This window comes from Actinoallomurus sp. NPDC050550 (assembly GCF_040655075.1).
Taxonomy (GTDB): Bacteria; Actinomycetota; Actinomycetes; order Streptosporangiales; family Streptosporangiaceae; genus Actinoallomurus.
Map to the genome: position 1 here is coordinate 35,420 of NZ_JBFAJC010000028.1, position 14,787 is coordinate 50,206.

Consider the following 14,787-nt stretch of genomic DNA (forward strand, 5'->3'; position numbering starts at 1 on the left):
ATGCCGGATCGCCCTCGGTCGGCAGCGGCCGGACCGGCGGGTCACAGTCCGAGGACACCCGCCAGGTCGGCGCGGAGCGCCGCCAGCGCGGTGTCGGCCCTCGTACGGGCGCCGGCGACCGAATCGGTCACCGGCTCGACGACCTCGAGGTAGCACTTGAGCTTCGGCTCGGTGCCGGACGGGCGGACGACGACGCGGCCCCCCTCGGACAGCCGGAAGCGCAGCCCGTCCGTCGGCGGCAGGCCGCCCAGCCCGGCGGACAGGTCGTCCACCGCCGTGACCGTACGGCCGCCGAGGCGGTCGGGCGGCGTCGCGCGCAGCCGGGCCATGGCGTCCGCGATGAGAGAAAGGTCCGCGACGCGTACCGACAGCTGGGAGGTCGCGTGCAGGCCGTACCGGCGCGCCTGGTCGTCGAGGAGGTCGATGAGCGTGCGGCCCTCGGCCTTCGCCTCGGCGGCCAGCGCGGCGACGGTGAGCGCCGCGCCGATGCCGTCCTTGTCGCGCACGGGGACGCCGTCGTCGCCGCCGACGCAGTAGCCCAGGGCCTCCTCGTAGCCGTACACGAGGCGGTCGCGGGCGGCGCCCGCCTTCATGATCCACTTGAACCCGGTCAGCGACTCGGCGTAGCGGACGCCGTGCGCCGCCGCGATCTTGCCGAGCAGTGACGACGACACGATTGTCGTGACGACGAGCCGGTCGGCGCCGCCGGTGTGTCGCAGGACGTGCTCGGCCAGCAGCCCGCCGACCTCGTCCCCGGTCAGCAGCCGCCCGCCGACGGCCACGGCGCAGCGGTCGGCGTCCGGGTCGTTCGCGATCACCAGATCGTGGCCCTTGCCCAGCTCGAGGGCGAGGTCCATCGCGCCGGGCTCCTCCGGGTTGGGGAAGGCCACGGTCGGGAAGTCCGGGTCGGGCCGTTCCTGTTCGGCGACGACGTCCGGGGCCGGGAAGCCGCTCCACTCGAACGCGCGGCGCAGCACCTCCCCGCCCACTCCGTGCAGCGGCGTGTACGCGACGGACACGTCCCGTGCGGAGCCCAGCGGCAGCCGCCCCAGCGAGCGGAGGTAGGCGTCGACGATGCCGTCGTCGAGGACCTTCCAGTCGGCTTCGCGCGGCAGCTCGTCGACCCGTCCGACGGCGTCGATCGCGCGGGAGATCTCCGTGTCGAGTGGCGGGATGATCTGGGCGCCGTCGCCCCAGTAGACCTTGTAGCCGTTGTCCTGCGGCGGGTTGTGGCTGGCGGTCACCATGACGCCGGCGTCGGCGCCCAGGTGGCGGACGGCGTACGCGAGGACGGGCGTCGGCAGCGGCCGCGGCATCAGGTGGACGGTGAGGCCGGCTCCGGCGAGCACGGCCGCGGAGTCCTCGGCGAACGCGTCGGACTTGTGCCGCGCGTCGAACCCGATCACCACGGAGCCGCCGTTGCCGGGCCGCTCGAACCGCTCCGCCGCGTCATCCGAGGTCAGGACGGCCGCCAGACCGGCGGCGGCCCGCATCACCGTCACCCGGTTCATCCGGTTGGGGCCCGCGCCGAGCTCGCCGCGCAGACCCGCCGTGCCGAACTCCAGCTTCGCCCCGAACCGCTCGGCCAGCGCCGCCTCGTCGCCCAGCAGCGCCCGCAGCTCTTCACGGGTCTCCGGGTCGGGGTCCTGGGCCAGCCATTCCGCGGCCTGCCGCCGGTAACCGTCGCTCACGTGTCCGTCACTCCGTCTCGGCCGGGGCCGCTCGTACGTCGCCTACAGGGCCCGGAGGGCCTTGCCCAGGAGCGCGCCCATCCGCTCGGCGGCGGCCCGCCCGGCGGCCAGCACCTCGAGGTGGTCCAGCGGCTCGCCGGTCAGCCCGGCGGCGATGTTCGTCACCAGGGAGATGCCCAGCACGTCGGCGCCGCCCTCCCGGGCCGCGATCGTCTCCAGGACCGTGGACATGCCGACCAGGTCCGCGCCGAGCGTGCGCAGCATGCGGATCTCGGCCGGCGTCTCGTACGACGGGCCGGGCAGCGCGGCGTAGACGCCCTCGGCCAGCGACGGGTCGATGTCCTTGACGAGGGACCGCAGGGCCGGTGAGTACGCCTCCGTCATGTCGACGAAGGTCGGCCCGGTGATCGGGTTATGGCCGGTGAGGTTCAGGTGGTCGGAGATCAGCACCGGGTCGCCGACCTTCTGCCACTCCGGGCGGGTGCCGCCTGCGGCGTTGGTGAGCACGACCGTCTTGACCCCGGCGGCCAGCGCGGTGCGGACGCCGTGCACGACCGGCTGCACGCCCCGGCCCTCGTACAGGTGGGTGCGGCCGAGGAAGACCAGCGCGCGCTTGGTCCCGACCTCGACGATGCGGACCGCGCCCGCGTGGCCGGGCACGGCGGGTTCGGCGAAGCCGGGAAGCTCGGTCACGGGGATCTCGTCGGCGGGTGCGCCGAGGGCGTCGGCGGCCGGAACCCAGCCGGACCCCATGACGAGGGCGACGTCGAAGGAGTCGGCGGCGAGGCGTCGTTTCAGGACGTCGGCCGCTGATCGGGCCAGCTCGTAGGCGTCATTGCTCACAAGCGCCCAGATTACCCACGTCGCGTACCGATCGGTCGCCGAGCGACGTGCGCGGACAGGCGCGCAGACCCGGGCGGGCACCCCGGCGCACCTGGTGCCGGAGGCCTTTCAGCCGCCGAGCGCAGACCCGGGCGGGCGCCCCGGAGCACCTGGCGTCGGAGGCCTTTCAGCCGCCGAGCGCAGGCGCAGGCATCTCGGCGTACCTGGTGCCGGAGCTCTTTCAGCCGCCGAGCGACTTGCACGGACGCGTGCGCAGATCCTTGACGTAGTCGTCGGGCGCCCCGGCCTTCTCCGCGGCGTCCGCGAGGATGCCGACATACCGTGCCGACGGGAGGCCGCCCTCGTAGGCGTCGAGAACGTAGAGCCAGGCGAGGACGTCGCCGTCGAGGGTGGCGATCCGCACGCGGATCTTGCGGTAGACGCCGAGGGCCGCCCCCTCCCACTCGTCGAGCGCCTGCTCGTCGGCGTCCGGGACGTCGTACAGCACGACGAAGACGTGCTCATCGCGGTCCTCGGCCACGGTCGCGAGGGCGCCTTCGAAGCCGACGTTCTCTCCGCCGAAGGTCAACCGCCAGCCCTTGAGCCAGCCGGTGGTGCGCAGGGGCGAGTGCGGTGCCCGCTGCGCCATCTGTGCGGGATCCATGTTGGAGGCGTACGCCGCGTACAAGGCCACGGTCGCCCAGCGTACGGGCTGTGGGGACGCGGCGGCGCGTCAACCCCAGGAGTGCGGGAGAATGACCGATATGACACGCGTAGCCATCATCGGAGGCGGCCCCGGCGGCTACGAATCCGCCCTGGTCGCGGCACAACTCGGCGCCGACGTCACGCTGATCGAGCGGGACGGGCCCGGCGGGGCCTGCGTCCTGACGGACTGCGTGCCGTCCAAAACCCTCATCGCGACCTCGACCCGGATGGCGGTCCTGTCGGAGTCGGCGTCGCTCGGCGTGCGGTTCTCCGGTGGCGGCGATGGCGAGGTCGGCGGGCCGGAGGTCGACCTCCCGCTCGTGAACAAGCGGGTCAAGGAGCTGGCCTGGGCGCAGTCCGCCGACATCGAGCAGCGGGTCGGGGACGAGGGCGTGCGGATCATCCGCGGCGAGGCCCGCCTCGTCGACCCGCAGATCATCGCGGTCGGCGACGAGCGGATCCACGCCGACGTCGTGCTCATCGCCACGGGCGCGACGCCGCGCGTGCTGCCCGGCGCGGAGCCCGACGGCGAGCGCATCCTCAACTGGCGTCAGCTGTACGACCTGCCGGAGCTGCCGGAGGACCTGATCGTGGTCGGGTCCGGCGTCACCGGCGCGGAGTTCGCCGGCGCGTACCTCGCACTCGGCTCGCGCGTCACGCTCGTGTCCTCCCGCGACCACGTCCTGCCCAACGAGGACGAGGACGCCGCGCGGGTCCTGGAGGAGGTCTTCCAGCGGCGCGGCATGAACCTTCTGGCCCGCTCCCGGGCGGCGGGGGTGAAGCGCGTCGGCGACACGGTCGAGGTGACGCTCACCGACGGCCGTACGGTCAGCGGCTCCCACTGCCTCATGACGGTCGGCATGGAGCCGAACACGCGGGGCCTCGGCCTGGAAGAGGCCGGCGTACGACTGGACGACTGCGGGTTCGTCCAGGTCGACAAGGTCTCCCGCACCTCCGCGCCGCACGTGTACGCCGCGGGGGACTGCACGGGCGTGCTGATGCTCGCCTCGGTCGCCGCCATGCAGGGCCGCATCGCGATGTGGCACGCCCTCGGCGAGGCCGTCCAGCCGCTCAAGCTCGGCTGGGTGGCGGCCAACATCTTCACCGACCCGGAGGTCGCCACGGTCGGCGTCTCCCAGGCGCAGATCGACTCCGGTGAGGTCCCGGCCCGCATCGTGAAGCTGCCGCTCGCCACCAACCCGCGCGCGAAGATGCAGGGCTTCCTGGACGGTTTCGTGAAGGTGTTCTGCCGGCCGGCGACCGGCATCGTGCTCGGCGGCGTGATCGTCGCGCCCCGGGCCAGCGAGCTGATCCTCGGTCTGTCGATGGCGGTGCAGCAGCACCTGACCGTCGACCAGGTCGCGCACACGTTCGTGGCCTACCCGTCGGTGTCCGGCAGCATCACCGAGGCCGCGCGCCGCCTCATGCAAGAGTCGGCCTACTGAGCGATCCGGCCAGGGTGCGATCGTGTTGTCATAGCGCACGCCCATCTGTGCCGCGCGGAACCATCCGATTCGTGCACCGGCGATGCCATCGCACGGTGGGGTTCGGCCCAATTTTTCGGAACCCGTCGCATTACGCGTAGATAAATTCCTTTTGCTGTCCCTTGGCAGTCGCGTTCCAGCGGCTTATGGTTCAGTGCAATGCCACATCGTACTGGAGGTTCGATGTCATTTGGGCAGCTCAGGACGCATGCGTGCGAGCGATCCGGACTGGTGCGGACCACGGCGAGGGCTGTTCGGCCGGTCTCCAGGGTGCGGATCACCGGCGGTCTGCTGCGGCAGTGGCAGGACCGGAACCGGCGGGCGACGATCCCCCATGTCATCGAGCAACTGCGCGCCGCCGGCAACGTCGACAACCTGAGCCGCCTGCTCGTCGCCGACCCACCGGCCTATCGCGGGCGCTACCCCTTTCTCGACACCGACCTGTACAAGACGCTCGAGGGCCTGGCGTACGAGATCGGAGCAGGCCACGCGGATGAGGGTGCGCGCGCGTTCTTCGACGAGATCGTCGGGCTGTTGCAGCGGGTCCAGGCGGAGGACGGCTATCTGAACTCGTTCTTCCAGGACCCGGCGGCGGCCAAGAAGCCGTGGGAGGACCTGACCTGGGGGCATGAGCTCTACAACCTCGGCCACCTGATCCAGGCGGCCGTCGCCGCGAACCGGCGGATGGGCGACGACCGGCTGCTCGCGGTGGCGATCAGGTTCGCCGATCTGGTCGTGCGCCGGTTCGGCGAGGGCGGCGAGGAGGCCGTCTGCGGCCACCCCGAGGTCGAGATGGCCCTCGTCGAGCTCTACCGGGAGACCGGCGATCGTGACTACCTGACGCAGGCCCGCCTGTTCGTGGACCGGCGCGGGCGCGGGCACCTCGAGCACGGCATCATGCCGCCCGAGTACTTCCAGGACCATCTGCCCTTCCGTGACCTGCCGTCGGTCACCGGGCACGCGGTCCGCATGGCCTATCTGGCCGCCGGGGCGACCGACGTCTACCTGGAGACGGGCGACCGGACCATCCTCGAGGCGCTCGTCCGGCTCTGGGACGACATGGTCACCACCAAGCTCTACCTCTGGTCTTCGTCACCCACGACCTCGCCGTGATCAGCTCGCTGGCGACACGTGTGCTGGTGATGTGCCAGGGCGAGCAGGTGGAGTACGGCACCGCCGAGCAGATCTTCGCCGCGCCCGGGCACGACTACACGCGGATGCTGCTGGACAGCATCCCGCAGATCGACGACGACCTTCCGGCCGATGAGGTGAGCCTGTGAGTGGTGACGTGCTGCTCAGCGCCCGCGACCTGACCAAACGGTTCACCACGCGCGGCCCGTACGGGCGCAGGAGCGAGTTCACCGCCGTGGACGGCGTCGGCTTCGACGTGCGGCTGGGCGAGACCCTCGCCGTGGTCGGCGAGTCCGGCAGCGGCAAGTCCACCACCGCGCGGCTCGTCGCCAAGCTGATGGAGCCGAGCGCGGGCACCCTGCGGTTCGAGGGCGAGGACATCACCCGCGCCACGGGCGCGCGGCTCGCCCACTACCGCGCCAACGTGCAGGTCGTCTTCCAGGACCCGTTCTCCTCGCTCAACCCCCGGCACACCGTCGAGCGCATCCTGCTGGCACCGCTGGACTATCAGGGAATCGCACCGCCGGGCGGCCGCCGCGCGTTCGCGCGGGAGCTGATGGAACGCGTCGGCCTCGACCCCGACCACGCACAGCGGTACCCCGCGCAGTTCTCCGGAGGCCAGGCCCAGCGGATCGGCATCGCCCGCGCGCTCGCCGTGGGCCCGAAACTGGTGATCTGCGACGAGGCGGTCTCCGCGCTGGACGTGTCCGTCCAGGCGCAGGTCATCGAGTTGCTGATGGGCCTGCAACGGGAGAGCGGCTTCAGCTACATCTTCATCGCGCACGACCTGGCCGTGGTCCGGAGAATCGCGCAACAGGTGGCGGTCATGAACAAGGGGAGGATCGTCGAGAAGGGTCCGTGCCGTCAGGTCTTCGAGCACCCCCAGGACGCCTACACACAGGCCCTGCTGGCCGCGATCCCACGGATCGATCCGGAGTGGAGCCGCAGGCGGAAGGGCGCTCGATGAGCGAGACGGTGACGTACACGATCCCGGGCCTTCGCGTGCGCGAGCATGTCGCCGACGTCCCGCTCGACTGGTCCGCCCCCGAGCACGGCACGATCAAGATCTTCTTCCGCGAGCTCGCCGATCCGGTACGCGCGAGCGAGGACCTGCCCTGCCTGGTCTACCTCCAGGGCGGACCCGGGGGAAAGGGCCCGCGTCCGCTCGCCGCGGACGGGTGGCTCGGCCAGGCGTTGAAGACCCATCGCGTGATCCTGGTGGATCAGCGTGGCACCGGCCGCAGCACCAGGATCGACGGCCGGCGGATGAGCTCCTTCGCGACCGCCGAGGAGGGCGCGGACTTCCTCGCGTGCTTCCGGGCCGACTCGATCGTGGCCGACCACGAACACCTGCGGAAGACCGTCTTCGGCGGCAGGCGCTGGTCCACGCTGGGGCAGTCGTACGGCGGCTTCCTCACGATGACGTACCTGTCCACGGCGCCCGAGGGCCTGAGCGCCTGCTACGTCACCGGCGGTCTGCCCGGCCTCGACCCGTCGGCCGCCGAGGTGTACCGGCGCACGTACCCGCGGGTCGAGGCGAAGAACCGGGAGTTCTACCGGCGTTATCCGCAGCACGTCGAGCATGTCGGCCGGATCGCCGACCGCCTGTCCGAGGGCGACGTGCGGCTGCCCGACGGCGATGTGCTGACGGTCCGGCGGTTGCAGTCGCTCGGCATCGACTTCGGCATGAAGCCCGGCTACGAGCGGATGCACTGGCTGCTCGACGAGGCGTTCAACGGGGACGAGCTGTCGGCGGTGTTCCTGCACGGCGTGCTGGCCCGGTCGTCGTACAGCGACAGTCCGCTGTTCGCCGCCTTGCAGGAGAGCATCTACGGGCACGGCGCCGGCGCGACGGGGTGGGCGGCGCAGGCCGAGCGGGCCAGGCACCCGCGGTTCGCGGAGGACGCCAGGCCACTGCTGTTCACCGGGGAGATGATCTACCCCTGGATGTTCCAGGAGATCTCCGAGCTGCGTCCGTTCCACGGCGCGGTCGAACGGCTGGCCGCCCGTGCGGAATGGCCGGAGCTCTACGATCTCGACCGGCTGGCGGCCAACGAGATCCCGGTCGCCGCCGCCGTCTACCACGACGACATGTACGTGGACGCGGGCCTGCAACTGGACACCGCCTCCCGCGTCGGCAACATCCGGGTCTGGGTCACCAACGAGTACGAGCACGACGGCATCGGCAACGACCGGGTCTTCGCGCGCTTGACCGAGATGGTCCGCGAGACAGGAGGAGGAATCATTGATGGGTGAGGGCAGGCCCCCGAAGCTGAAGGAAATCCCCGCGTTCGTCGAGTACATGGACACGGGCTGGGACACCCCCGACCGCACCCCCCAGGTGGTCCCCGGCGCCGCCGAGGCCGCCGCCGCCCACCGGGAGCGTCTCGCCGCCGCCCTCCCCGGCCGGACCATCGTGCTGGCCGCCGGTGAGGCACCCACCCGCAGCAACGACACGACGTACGACTTCCGCCCGAACAGCGACTTCTACTGGGTGACGGGCTGCTCGATCGAGAACGCCGTGGTCGTGCTCCACGGTGCCGACGCCACCCTCTATGTGCCGCCGCCCGCCTATCCGGGCGAGCCGGGTTTCTGGACCGACGCCAGGCACGGCGAACTCTGGGTCGGATCCGCGCCAGGGCCGGAGGACTGGGCGCGGGCCCTGGGCATCGACGTCCGGCCCCTCTCGGAACTCTCCGAGGACGTGACCGTCGATGAGGAGCTCGACCGGACGTTGGCCGAGCTGCGCATGTTCAAGGACCCGTGGGAGGTCGGGCAGTTGCGCGAGGCGGTGGACCGCACCGTCGAGGGCTTCGCCGCGGTCGTCCGCGAGATCCCGGCCGCGGTCGCCGGGCCGGGAGAGCGGTGGCTGCAGGGCACTTTCGACCGGTACGCCCGCGCGTACGGCAACGGCCCCGGCTACGCCTCGATCGTCGGAAGCGGTGCGCACGCGCCCACCCTGCACTGGGTGCGCTGCGACGGCCCGGTGCTCCCGGACGCGCTGGTCCTGCTCGACATGGGCGTCGAGGTCCGCAGTCACTACACCGCCGACGTCACCCGTACGTTCCCCGCCTCCGGCCGGTTCTCCACCGCCCAGCGGCAGGTGCACGACCTGGTCGAGAAGGCCCACCGGGCGGGGATGGCGGCAGTGGCGCCCGGCCGCCGGTTCTCCGACTTCCACCACGCGGCCATGGAAGTGATCGCGCACGGCCTGGCCGACTGGGGACTGCTGCCGGTCTCCGTGGACGAGGCTCTGTCCGACACGGGCCAGCACCACCGCCGCTACCTGGTGTGCGGCATCGGCCACCACCTGGGTCTGGACGTGCACGACTGCGCCCGGGCCAGTGAGGATGCCTACCACGGGGCCGTCATGGCACCCGACATGGTGCTCACCGTCGAACCCGGCCTGTACTTCCACGCCCACGATCGAACGGTGCCGCCGGAGCTGCGGGGGATCGGTGCGCGGATCGAGGACGACCTGCTGGTCGTGTCCGATGGCGCGGAGGTTCTGTCCGGTGCTCTACCCCAGGACTCCGACGGCCTGGAGAAGTGGATGGCGCGTCAAGGCGATTAAGGATTCACCGGCCTGTCGCTCCCCACGTGAGCGACAGGCCGGTCGCGGCCCGCTCGGTGCCGATCTCCATCATGCTGCCAAGGATGGTGGCGTGGTCGTCGACGATGGCGGTGCCGTCGATCAGGTAGGTGATCCGGTCGCTGGTGAAGACCGGGCTGCCCGCCGGCTCCTTCAGGTGCTCCGCGAGAGCGGGATCCAGCAGGCCGGGGCGGATCGCCTCCGAGGCGCGCGCCACGGCGACACCGGCACCCGCGAGGGCGCCGTACAGGGAGACACGGGTGAAGTCCCGGTCGCGGACCTGCTCGGCGTACGGCTGCCGGACCCAGGAGACCTGGTGGATCGCCGGGCGCCCGGCGAACTCCCGGAGCCGCTCGAGCCGGAGCGCGGTCTCGCCGGGACCGCTGCGCAGCCGCGCGGCGACCCGGGCCGGCGCCCGGCGCACGGCCCGGCCGAGCACGACGGTGCGCACCTCGTGCCCCTGCTCCCGCAGATCGTCGGCGAAGCTACGGAGCGAGCCGAGCGCCAGGTGCGGCGGCGCGACGAACGTGCCACGGCCCGGCCGCTGCACGATCAGCCCCTCGTCGCTGAGCCGGCGCAGCGCCTGGCGGAGGGTCATGAGGGTGACTCCGTACGAGGCGCTCAGCTCGCGCTGCGGCGGGAGCGCCTCGCCGGGAGCGTAGTGGCCCGCCTTGATCTTCGCGGCGAGGTCGGCGGCGATGGTGCGGTACCTCGCCTCCTGGCCGGTGTCGCGGGCCATCGGCCTCCCTTTTGACTGGGTCAGGTCTCCTGGTCGAGTGCTCGGCGAATCTTAGCCAGGAAGGCGCCGACGGGGCGCGGGCCGGACCCGTCGAGCACCTGCCGCATCAGCGCCGCGCCGATGACGACGCCGTCGGCGCCGCGCCCGGCCGCCACCGCCTGCTCCGGAGTGGAGATGCCGAAGCCGAGGAGCGCCGGCCGGTCCGTATTCTCCTTGATCCGTCCGGCCAGGGCCGTCGCCGACTCGGCGAGCGCGGCCCGCTCGCCGGTCGTGCCCATCAGCGACACGGCGTAGACGAAACCGCGGCTGCGGCGGCCGATCTCCGCCAACCGGGGTTCCGGGGTCGCCGGGGAGGCGAGCAGGGCCAGGTCCACCCCCGCGGCGGCGGCCACGTCGGTCAGCTCGTCGGCCTCGTCGAGCGGCAGGTCCGGCACGATCAGCCCGGTGATCCCGGCCTGCCGCAGCGCCGCGCAGAACGCCTCCGGTCCGTCCCGCAGGACCAGGTTGTAGTACGTGCTGGCGACCAGGGGCACGGCCGGTTCGCCCAGGCGGGCGACGTCGGCGAGGATCTGGCGCACCGTGGCCCCGCGCGCCAGCGCCGCGTGCGACGCCTCCTGGATGGTGACGCCGTCGAGGGTAGGGTCGGAGAACGGCAGCCCGACCTCGATCGCGTCGGCGCCGGCCTCGGCGAACGCCCGCAGGTGGTCCGTCCAGTCCGGCGTGATCCCTCCGGTCAGGTAGGGCATCAGCAGCGTACGGCCGCCGTCTCGACGGTCCCGCAGGTGCCTTTCGAGTGAGCCGATGGCCATCGTCGGGTTCACTTCATGACCTCCATCAGCGTCGAGATGTCCTTGTCGCCGCGACCGGACAGCGTGAGCAGGACCGTCGCACGGGATGGCAGCTCGCCCTCAGTCGCAGCGCGGATCACCCAGGCGACGGCGTGCGCGGACTCGAGCGCGGGAACGATCCCCTCCGTACGGGCGAGGCGCACCGCCGCGTCGACCACCTCCTCGTCGGTGACCGTGACGTACCGGGCCCGGCCGAGGTCGCGCAGGTGGGCGTGCTCCGGTCCGACCCCCGGGTAGTCCAGCCCGGCGGCGATGGAGTGCGCCTCGGTGATCTGGCCGTCGTCATCCTGCAGGAACAGCGAGCGGAAGCCGTGCAGCACGCCGGTCCGGCCGTTGGTCGCGCCGGAGCCGCCCTCGGCCTCGACGCCGACGAGCCGAGCCGGGCCGTCGGCGAAACCGGCGAAGGTGCCCGCGGCGTTCGACCCTCCGCCGACACAGGCCACGACGTAGTCCGGCGCACCGGCGGGGAGCTCGGCGGCGCACTGCCCACGCGCCTCGTCGCCGATCACCCGCTGGAACTCCCGGACCATCCACGGGTACGGGTGGGGCCCGACGACGGACCCCATGCAGTAGTGGGAGTCCTCGAGCGCCCCGACCCAGTGGCGCATCGCCTCGCTCGTGGCGTCCTTGAGTGTCCGGCTGCCGGTCGTCACCGGGATCACTTCGGCGCCGAGCAGGCGCATCCGGAAGACGTTCAGCGACTGCCGTTCGATGTCGCGTTCGCCCATGAAGACGGTGGCCCGCAGGCCGAGCAGGGCGGCGGCGGTCGCGGTGGCCACCCCGTGCTGCCCGGCGCCGGTCTCGGCGATCAGCCGGGTCCGGCCCATCCGGGCGGCCAGCAGCGCCTGCCCCATGACATTGTTGATCTTGTGTGAGCCGGTGTGGGCCAGGTCCTCGCGTTTGAGCAGGAGGTCGATGCCCAGCTCGGCGGAGAGCCGCCTGGCCCGGGTCAGCGGCGTCGGACGGCCGACGTGCTCGGCCAGCAGCGCCGCGAGGGCCGCGCGGAACGCCGGATCGGCCCACGCCGCGCGGAAGGCCTCCTCGACCTGCCCGCACGCCGCCACCAGCGACTCCGGCACGTACCGTCCGCCGTGGTCGCCGAACCTTCCGCGCGGCCCCGGATCACTCATCGTCGTGGGCCGCGCCACCGCCTCCCGTGGCGCTCGCACTCGCACGTCGGTCACCATGCCCGCCTCCTCATGAGTTATATATCTCTGCTCGAGAGTTCTATAACTCTGGAGTGTGCCACAGGGCGCGGTGGGCGTGCCAGTCTCGATCGGAACGGTGAGGCGAGCGCGGCGTGCGGGCCGCTCGTCGTCGAGTCCGCGTGTTGATGCGGAGCGGTTGCCCACAGCCTGTGGACAACCGCTGTGGACAACCCCTGTGGATGACGCGAAACGGTCCGGAACTCCCCACCTGACCTGGGGTGACCTCGCAGGCCTACTGGGATGCGGCCATCGCGCGGACCTGTCGTTTGGGTGGGCTTGTCAGGCTCGTTCAGTGGCAGGTGAGGACGACGTCCACGCCGCCGTCGGCGGATTGGTGGCGCCCGTGGTCGGTCTTGGCGTCGTAGGCGTCTTCGCGTTCCTGGATGTATGCATCGAGATTCTTCTTGTACTTGGCCTCTTCCTTATCCAGATCGGCTACAGCCGCCTGGCTGCCCTGGCCCGCGCCGGCGAGTGGGTAGTTCGTGAAATGGACCAGAATGTCCTGGGCCAGTTTCTGGTGTCCTTCCTCGTGGGCCAGCAGGGCGTCCTCGAAGTGCTTGATCGATGCCTTGTCGGCGGAGCTCATGTGCGGCCAGTTCGGGACGACCAGTCTGATGCTCGACTTCTTGGGAAGGTAGGTGCTCGTCGCCTTGGCGGTCGCCTTCCAGAAATCTCCGCCAGTGTCCGTGACGGCGGGCTTGGTGAAGGTGTGGATCCACATCACGGAGGCGTGTCCGGCCTCGGCACCAGAATCCAGGAACTTGCCGGCCGCCTTGCAGTTGGCGAACGATTTGGTCTGCCGGGTGATTTTGACCGACGGTACCTGAGTGGTCTGTGCTCTGGCGACGCTGGGCAGTGCCGTGACAGCCGCAGTCACGACAACGAAGGCGCAGGCGGTCGCCGCGCATCTGGTCTGGCTTCTGCTGATCATCGTTTCCCCGTTTACTTCCAGATGTTGCTTCACCCAGGAGCCTGTGCTGAATGGTGGTCCGTCGGTATCCCGAAAAAGAGGGGGTTGACAGGACGGGTCGGTGCTTGGTGAGACTGACGCAACGCGTGCGGGGGCAGCGGACGGGGTGAGGCGAGCAGTGGGCGACGCGATGATCGAGGCGGCGGGGAACGCCGCCACGGTGACGGAGCTGGCGGCCGAGATCTCCTGTCACGTGGGGCTGGTGGTGCCGCACGATGGGTATGCGCTGTTCGGCCTCGACCCGCTCACCGGGACAGTGGCCTTCGCGGCGACCAGGAACACCTACGGCACCGCCACCGGATACCAGCTGGAACTCAACCATGTCGCCGGGCGGGATCCGAACCCCTTCGCGGCCCTGATCCGCAGCCGCCACCCGGTAAGGGAATTCGGGTCCGGGCCGCCGGTGACCGACCAGGACGCATTTCAACGCGAGCTCATGGCGGCCGAGGGAGTGGGCAGCGACCTGAGCATCGCACTGACCCACCGCGGGAAAGCGTGGGGCGGGCTGGCCCTGGTACGCGGAGCCGACATCCGACCGTTCCGCGCCGCCGAGATCGCCCACGCCGCACGGCTGCTCGCCCCGCTGACCGCCGCCCTCAGGCGGTTTGTGACCCGCCAGCCGCTCCGCCCCGTGCGTTCCGATCACTCCGAAGGCGTTCTGGTCATCGACCAAGCCAACTCCGTTATCGCCGCGACTGCGACCGGGCGCTCCTGGCTGCGAAGCTTCGCCCCGGATCACTCCGCTCTCGACCAGGGCCAGCTTCCCGGACACCTGCTCAGCGTCCTGGTCGCGGCAACCCAGCCCCATGTGATCGAGGCGCAAAGCCGAATTCCAACCCCCCAGGGATGGGTGGCCCTGCACGCTCAGCCGCTCGATGGAGGTTTGACCGGTCAGCGAGCCGTCACCATCCGGCCCGCCGCCGGGCGGACGCTGTTATCCGCCGTCTCCGACTGGTACGGCCTCACGCCGCGCGAGCAGGCCATCGCCGCCCACATACTGAGCGGGCACCCGGTCAAGCAGATCGCGCGCCGTCTAGACCTGTCCCACCACACCGTCAGCGACCACCTCGCCGCCATCTACCGCAAGACAGGCGTCACCGGCCGCGACGAACTCGTCACCAGCCTCACCCCTTGAACGATGCCACTACCCCCCCACGCATCGATTCCGTGACCACGCCCGTGGACGGCCCGCGGCGGCCCGCAGCGATCACGAGGCCGAATGGGCCGTTGGAGTATCGAAGATCGGATCAGTGCGGTGGGTGGCCGCGTTCCGGGTCGTCGGGAACGGGCAGGCCGTGCTGGCGCAGCCGCGCCTGCCGGATGTCGGCCGCGTTGATCACGACGACGAAGGTGCTGCTCAGCAACGCGAGGGCGGCGACGGCCAGCCGGATGCCCCACTCGGCGGGGAGCAGCGCGAGCAGCACGCAGATCGGGAACATGAGAACGAGGTGGCGGGCCATCATGCGGCCACGCCACCCCGCGTCGGTCAGATCATGCCGGACCCAGCTCCGATTCTCCGGAGGGAGCCGGAATCCGACGGTGTACAGGGCTCTCCGGAGGAGGGTCGGGTCACCCGGTAGCCGGGTCAGTGGGGGCC

The 14,787-nt window shown here is 71.2% G+C and carries 15 protein-coding genes; 7 read left to right on the forward strand and 8 right to left on the reverse strand.

From position 1 onward, the window contains the following. Positions 1–41: 41 nt before the first annotated feature. From AB0I04_RS32340 to AB0I04_RS32350, 3 genes are all read right to left on the reverse strand, one after another. The gene (locus AB0I04_RS32340) at positions 42–1,691 is read right to left on the reverse strand and encodes a phospho-sugar mutase (protein WP_360892984.1); all 1,650 of its coding nucleotides are present in this window, start codon (positions 1,689–1,691) and stop codon (positions 42–44) included. Between the two features lie 42 nt (positions 1,692–1,733). Next, a complete protein-coding gene (locus tag AB0I04_RS32345) occupies positions 1,734–2,534 on the reverse strand; it encodes a purine-nucleoside phosphorylase (protein WP_360892987.1) in 801 nt (266 codons plus the stop codon). A 220-nt stretch (positions 2,535–2,754) separates the two neighbouring features. Then, complete coding sequence (locus tag AB0I04_RS32350; RefSeq protein WP_360892989.1) at positions 2,755–3,207, reverse strand: gamma-glutamylcyclotransferase; 453 nt, start codon at positions 3,205–3,207, stop codon at positions 2,755–2,757. A 70-nt stretch (positions 3,208–3,277) separates the two neighbouring features. On the opposite strand from AB0I04_RS32350, the gene AB0I04_RS32355 reads away from it, so the two are divergent. The 6 genes from AB0I04_RS32355 (at position 3,278) to AB0I04_RS32380 (ending at position 9,407) form a co-directional block, all read left to right on the forward strand. Beyond that, positions 3,278–4,663, forward strand: coding sequence for an NAD(P)H-quinone dehydrogenase (locus tag AB0I04_RS32355; RefSeq protein WP_360892992.1), 1,386 nt, complete (start codon positions 3,278–3,280; stop codon positions 4,661–4,663). A 309-nt stretch (positions 4,664–4,972) separates the two neighbouring features. Further along, positions 4,973–5,815, forward strand: coding sequence for a beta-L-arabinofuranosidase domain-containing protein (locus tag AB0I04_RS32360; RefSeq protein ID WP_360892995.1), 843 nt, complete (start codon positions 4,973–4,975; stop codon positions 5,813–5,815). Then, positions 5,812–5,982: a hypothetical protein gene (locus tag AB0I04_RS32365; protein ID WP_360892998.1), complete on the forward strand. Its 171-nt coding sequence runs from the start codon at positions 5,812–5,814 to the stop codon at positions 5,980–5,982. The genes AB0I04_RS32360 and AB0I04_RS32365 overlap by 4 nt, the downstream gene beginning before the upstream one ends. Then, complete coding sequence (locus AB0I04_RS32370) at positions 5,979–6,800, forward strand: ATP-binding cassette domain-containing protein (RefSeq protein ID WP_360893001.1); 822 nt, start codon at positions 5,979–5,981, stop codon at positions 6,798–6,800. The genes AB0I04_RS32365 and AB0I04_RS32370 overlap by 4 nt, the downstream gene beginning before the upstream one ends. After that, the gene (locus AB0I04_RS32375) at positions 6,797–8,089 is read left to right on the forward strand and encodes an alpha/beta fold hydrolase (protein ID WP_360893004.1); all 1,293 of its coding nucleotides are present in this window, start codon (positions 6,797–6,799) and stop codon (positions 8,087–8,089) included. Before AB0I04_RS32370 ends, AB0I04_RS32375 begins: the two co-directional genes overlap by 4 nt. Further along, complete coding sequence (locus AB0I04_RS32380; RefSeq protein ID WP_360893007.1) at positions 8,082–9,407, forward strand: aminopeptidase P family protein; 1,326 nt, start codon at positions 8,082–8,084, stop codon at positions 9,405–9,407. The genes AB0I04_RS32375 and AB0I04_RS32380 overlap by 8 nt, the downstream gene beginning before the upstream one ends. 4 nt (positions 9,408–9,411) lie before the next feature. Here AB0I04_RS32380 and AB0I04_RS32385 read toward each other — a convergent pair whose 3' ends face one another. The 4 genes from AB0I04_RS32385 to AB0I04_RS32400 all read right to left on the reverse strand — a co-directional run bounded on the left by AB0I04_RS32385 (position 9,412) and on the right by AB0I04_RS32400 (position 13,184). Next, positions 9,412–10,164, reverse strand: a complete 753-nt coding sequence (locus AB0I04_RS32385) for a GntR family transcriptional regulator (RefSeq protein ID WP_360893010.1) — start codon at positions 10,162–10,164, stop codon at positions 9,412–9,414. A 20-nt stretch (positions 10,165–10,184) separates the two neighbouring features. Continuing rightward, positions 10,185–10,985, reverse strand: a complete 801-nt coding sequence (trpA, locus tag AB0I04_RS32390) for a tryptophan synthase subunit alpha (RefSeq protein ID WP_360893013.1) — start codon at positions 10,983–10,985, stop codon at positions 10,185–10,187. Then, complete coding sequence (gene trpB, locus AB0I04_RS32395) at positions 10,982–12,142, reverse strand: tryptophan synthase subunit beta (protein ID WP_360893220.1); 1,161 nt, start codon at positions 12,140–12,142, stop codon at positions 10,982–10,984. Before trpB ends, trpA begins: the two co-directional genes overlap by 4 nt. A 367-nt stretch (positions 12,143–12,509) precedes the next feature. Continuing rightward, complete coding sequence (locus AB0I04_RS32400) at positions 12,510–13,184, reverse strand: DUF922 domain-containing protein (RefSeq protein WP_360893016.1); 675 nt, start codon at positions 13,182–13,184, stop codon at positions 12,510–12,512. 124 nt (positions 13,185–13,308) lie between these two features. Between AB0I04_RS32400 and AB0I04_RS32405 the strand changes: the two genes are divergently transcribed. Beyond that, positions 13,309–14,325, forward strand: coding sequence for a LuxR C-terminal-related transcriptional regulator (locus tag AB0I04_RS32405; RefSeq protein ID WP_360893019.1), 1,017 nt, complete (start codon positions 13,309–13,311; stop codon positions 14,323–14,325). 112 nt (positions 14,326–14,437) lie between these two features. Here the strand turns inward: AB0I04_RS32405 and AB0I04_RS32410 are convergent, their stop codons facing one another. Beyond that, on the reverse strand, positions 14,438–14,779 hold the full coding sequence (locus tag AB0I04_RS32410; RefSeq protein ID WP_360893223.1) for a DUF5313 family protein: 342 nt from the start codon (positions 14,777–14,779) through the stop codon (positions 14,438–14,440). Positions 14,780–14,787: the final 8 nt, after the last annotated feature.

Bases quoted from the DNA above. Each gene is read 5' to 3' on its own strand.
- AB0I04_RS32380 (WP_360893007.1), top strand. From the start codon at position 8,082: ATGGGTGAGGGCAGGCCCCCGAAGCTGAAGGAAATCCCCGCGTTCGTC.
- AB0I04_RS32355 (WP_360892992.1), top strand. From the start codon at position 3,278: ATGACACGCGTAGCCATCATCGGAGGCGGCCCCGGCGGCTACGAATCC.
- AB0I04_RS32375 (WP_360893004.1), top strand. From the start codon at position 6,797: ATGAGCGAGACGGTGACGTACACGATCCCGGGCCTTCGCGTGCGCGAG.
- trpB (WP_360893220.1), bottom strand. From the start codon at position 12,142: ATGAGTGATCCGGGGCCGCGCGGAAGGTTCGGCGACCACGGCGGACGG.
- AB0I04_RS32385 (WP_360893010.1), bottom strand. From the start codon at position 10,164: ATGGCCCGCGACACCGGCCAGGAGGCGAGGTACCGCACCATCGCCGCC.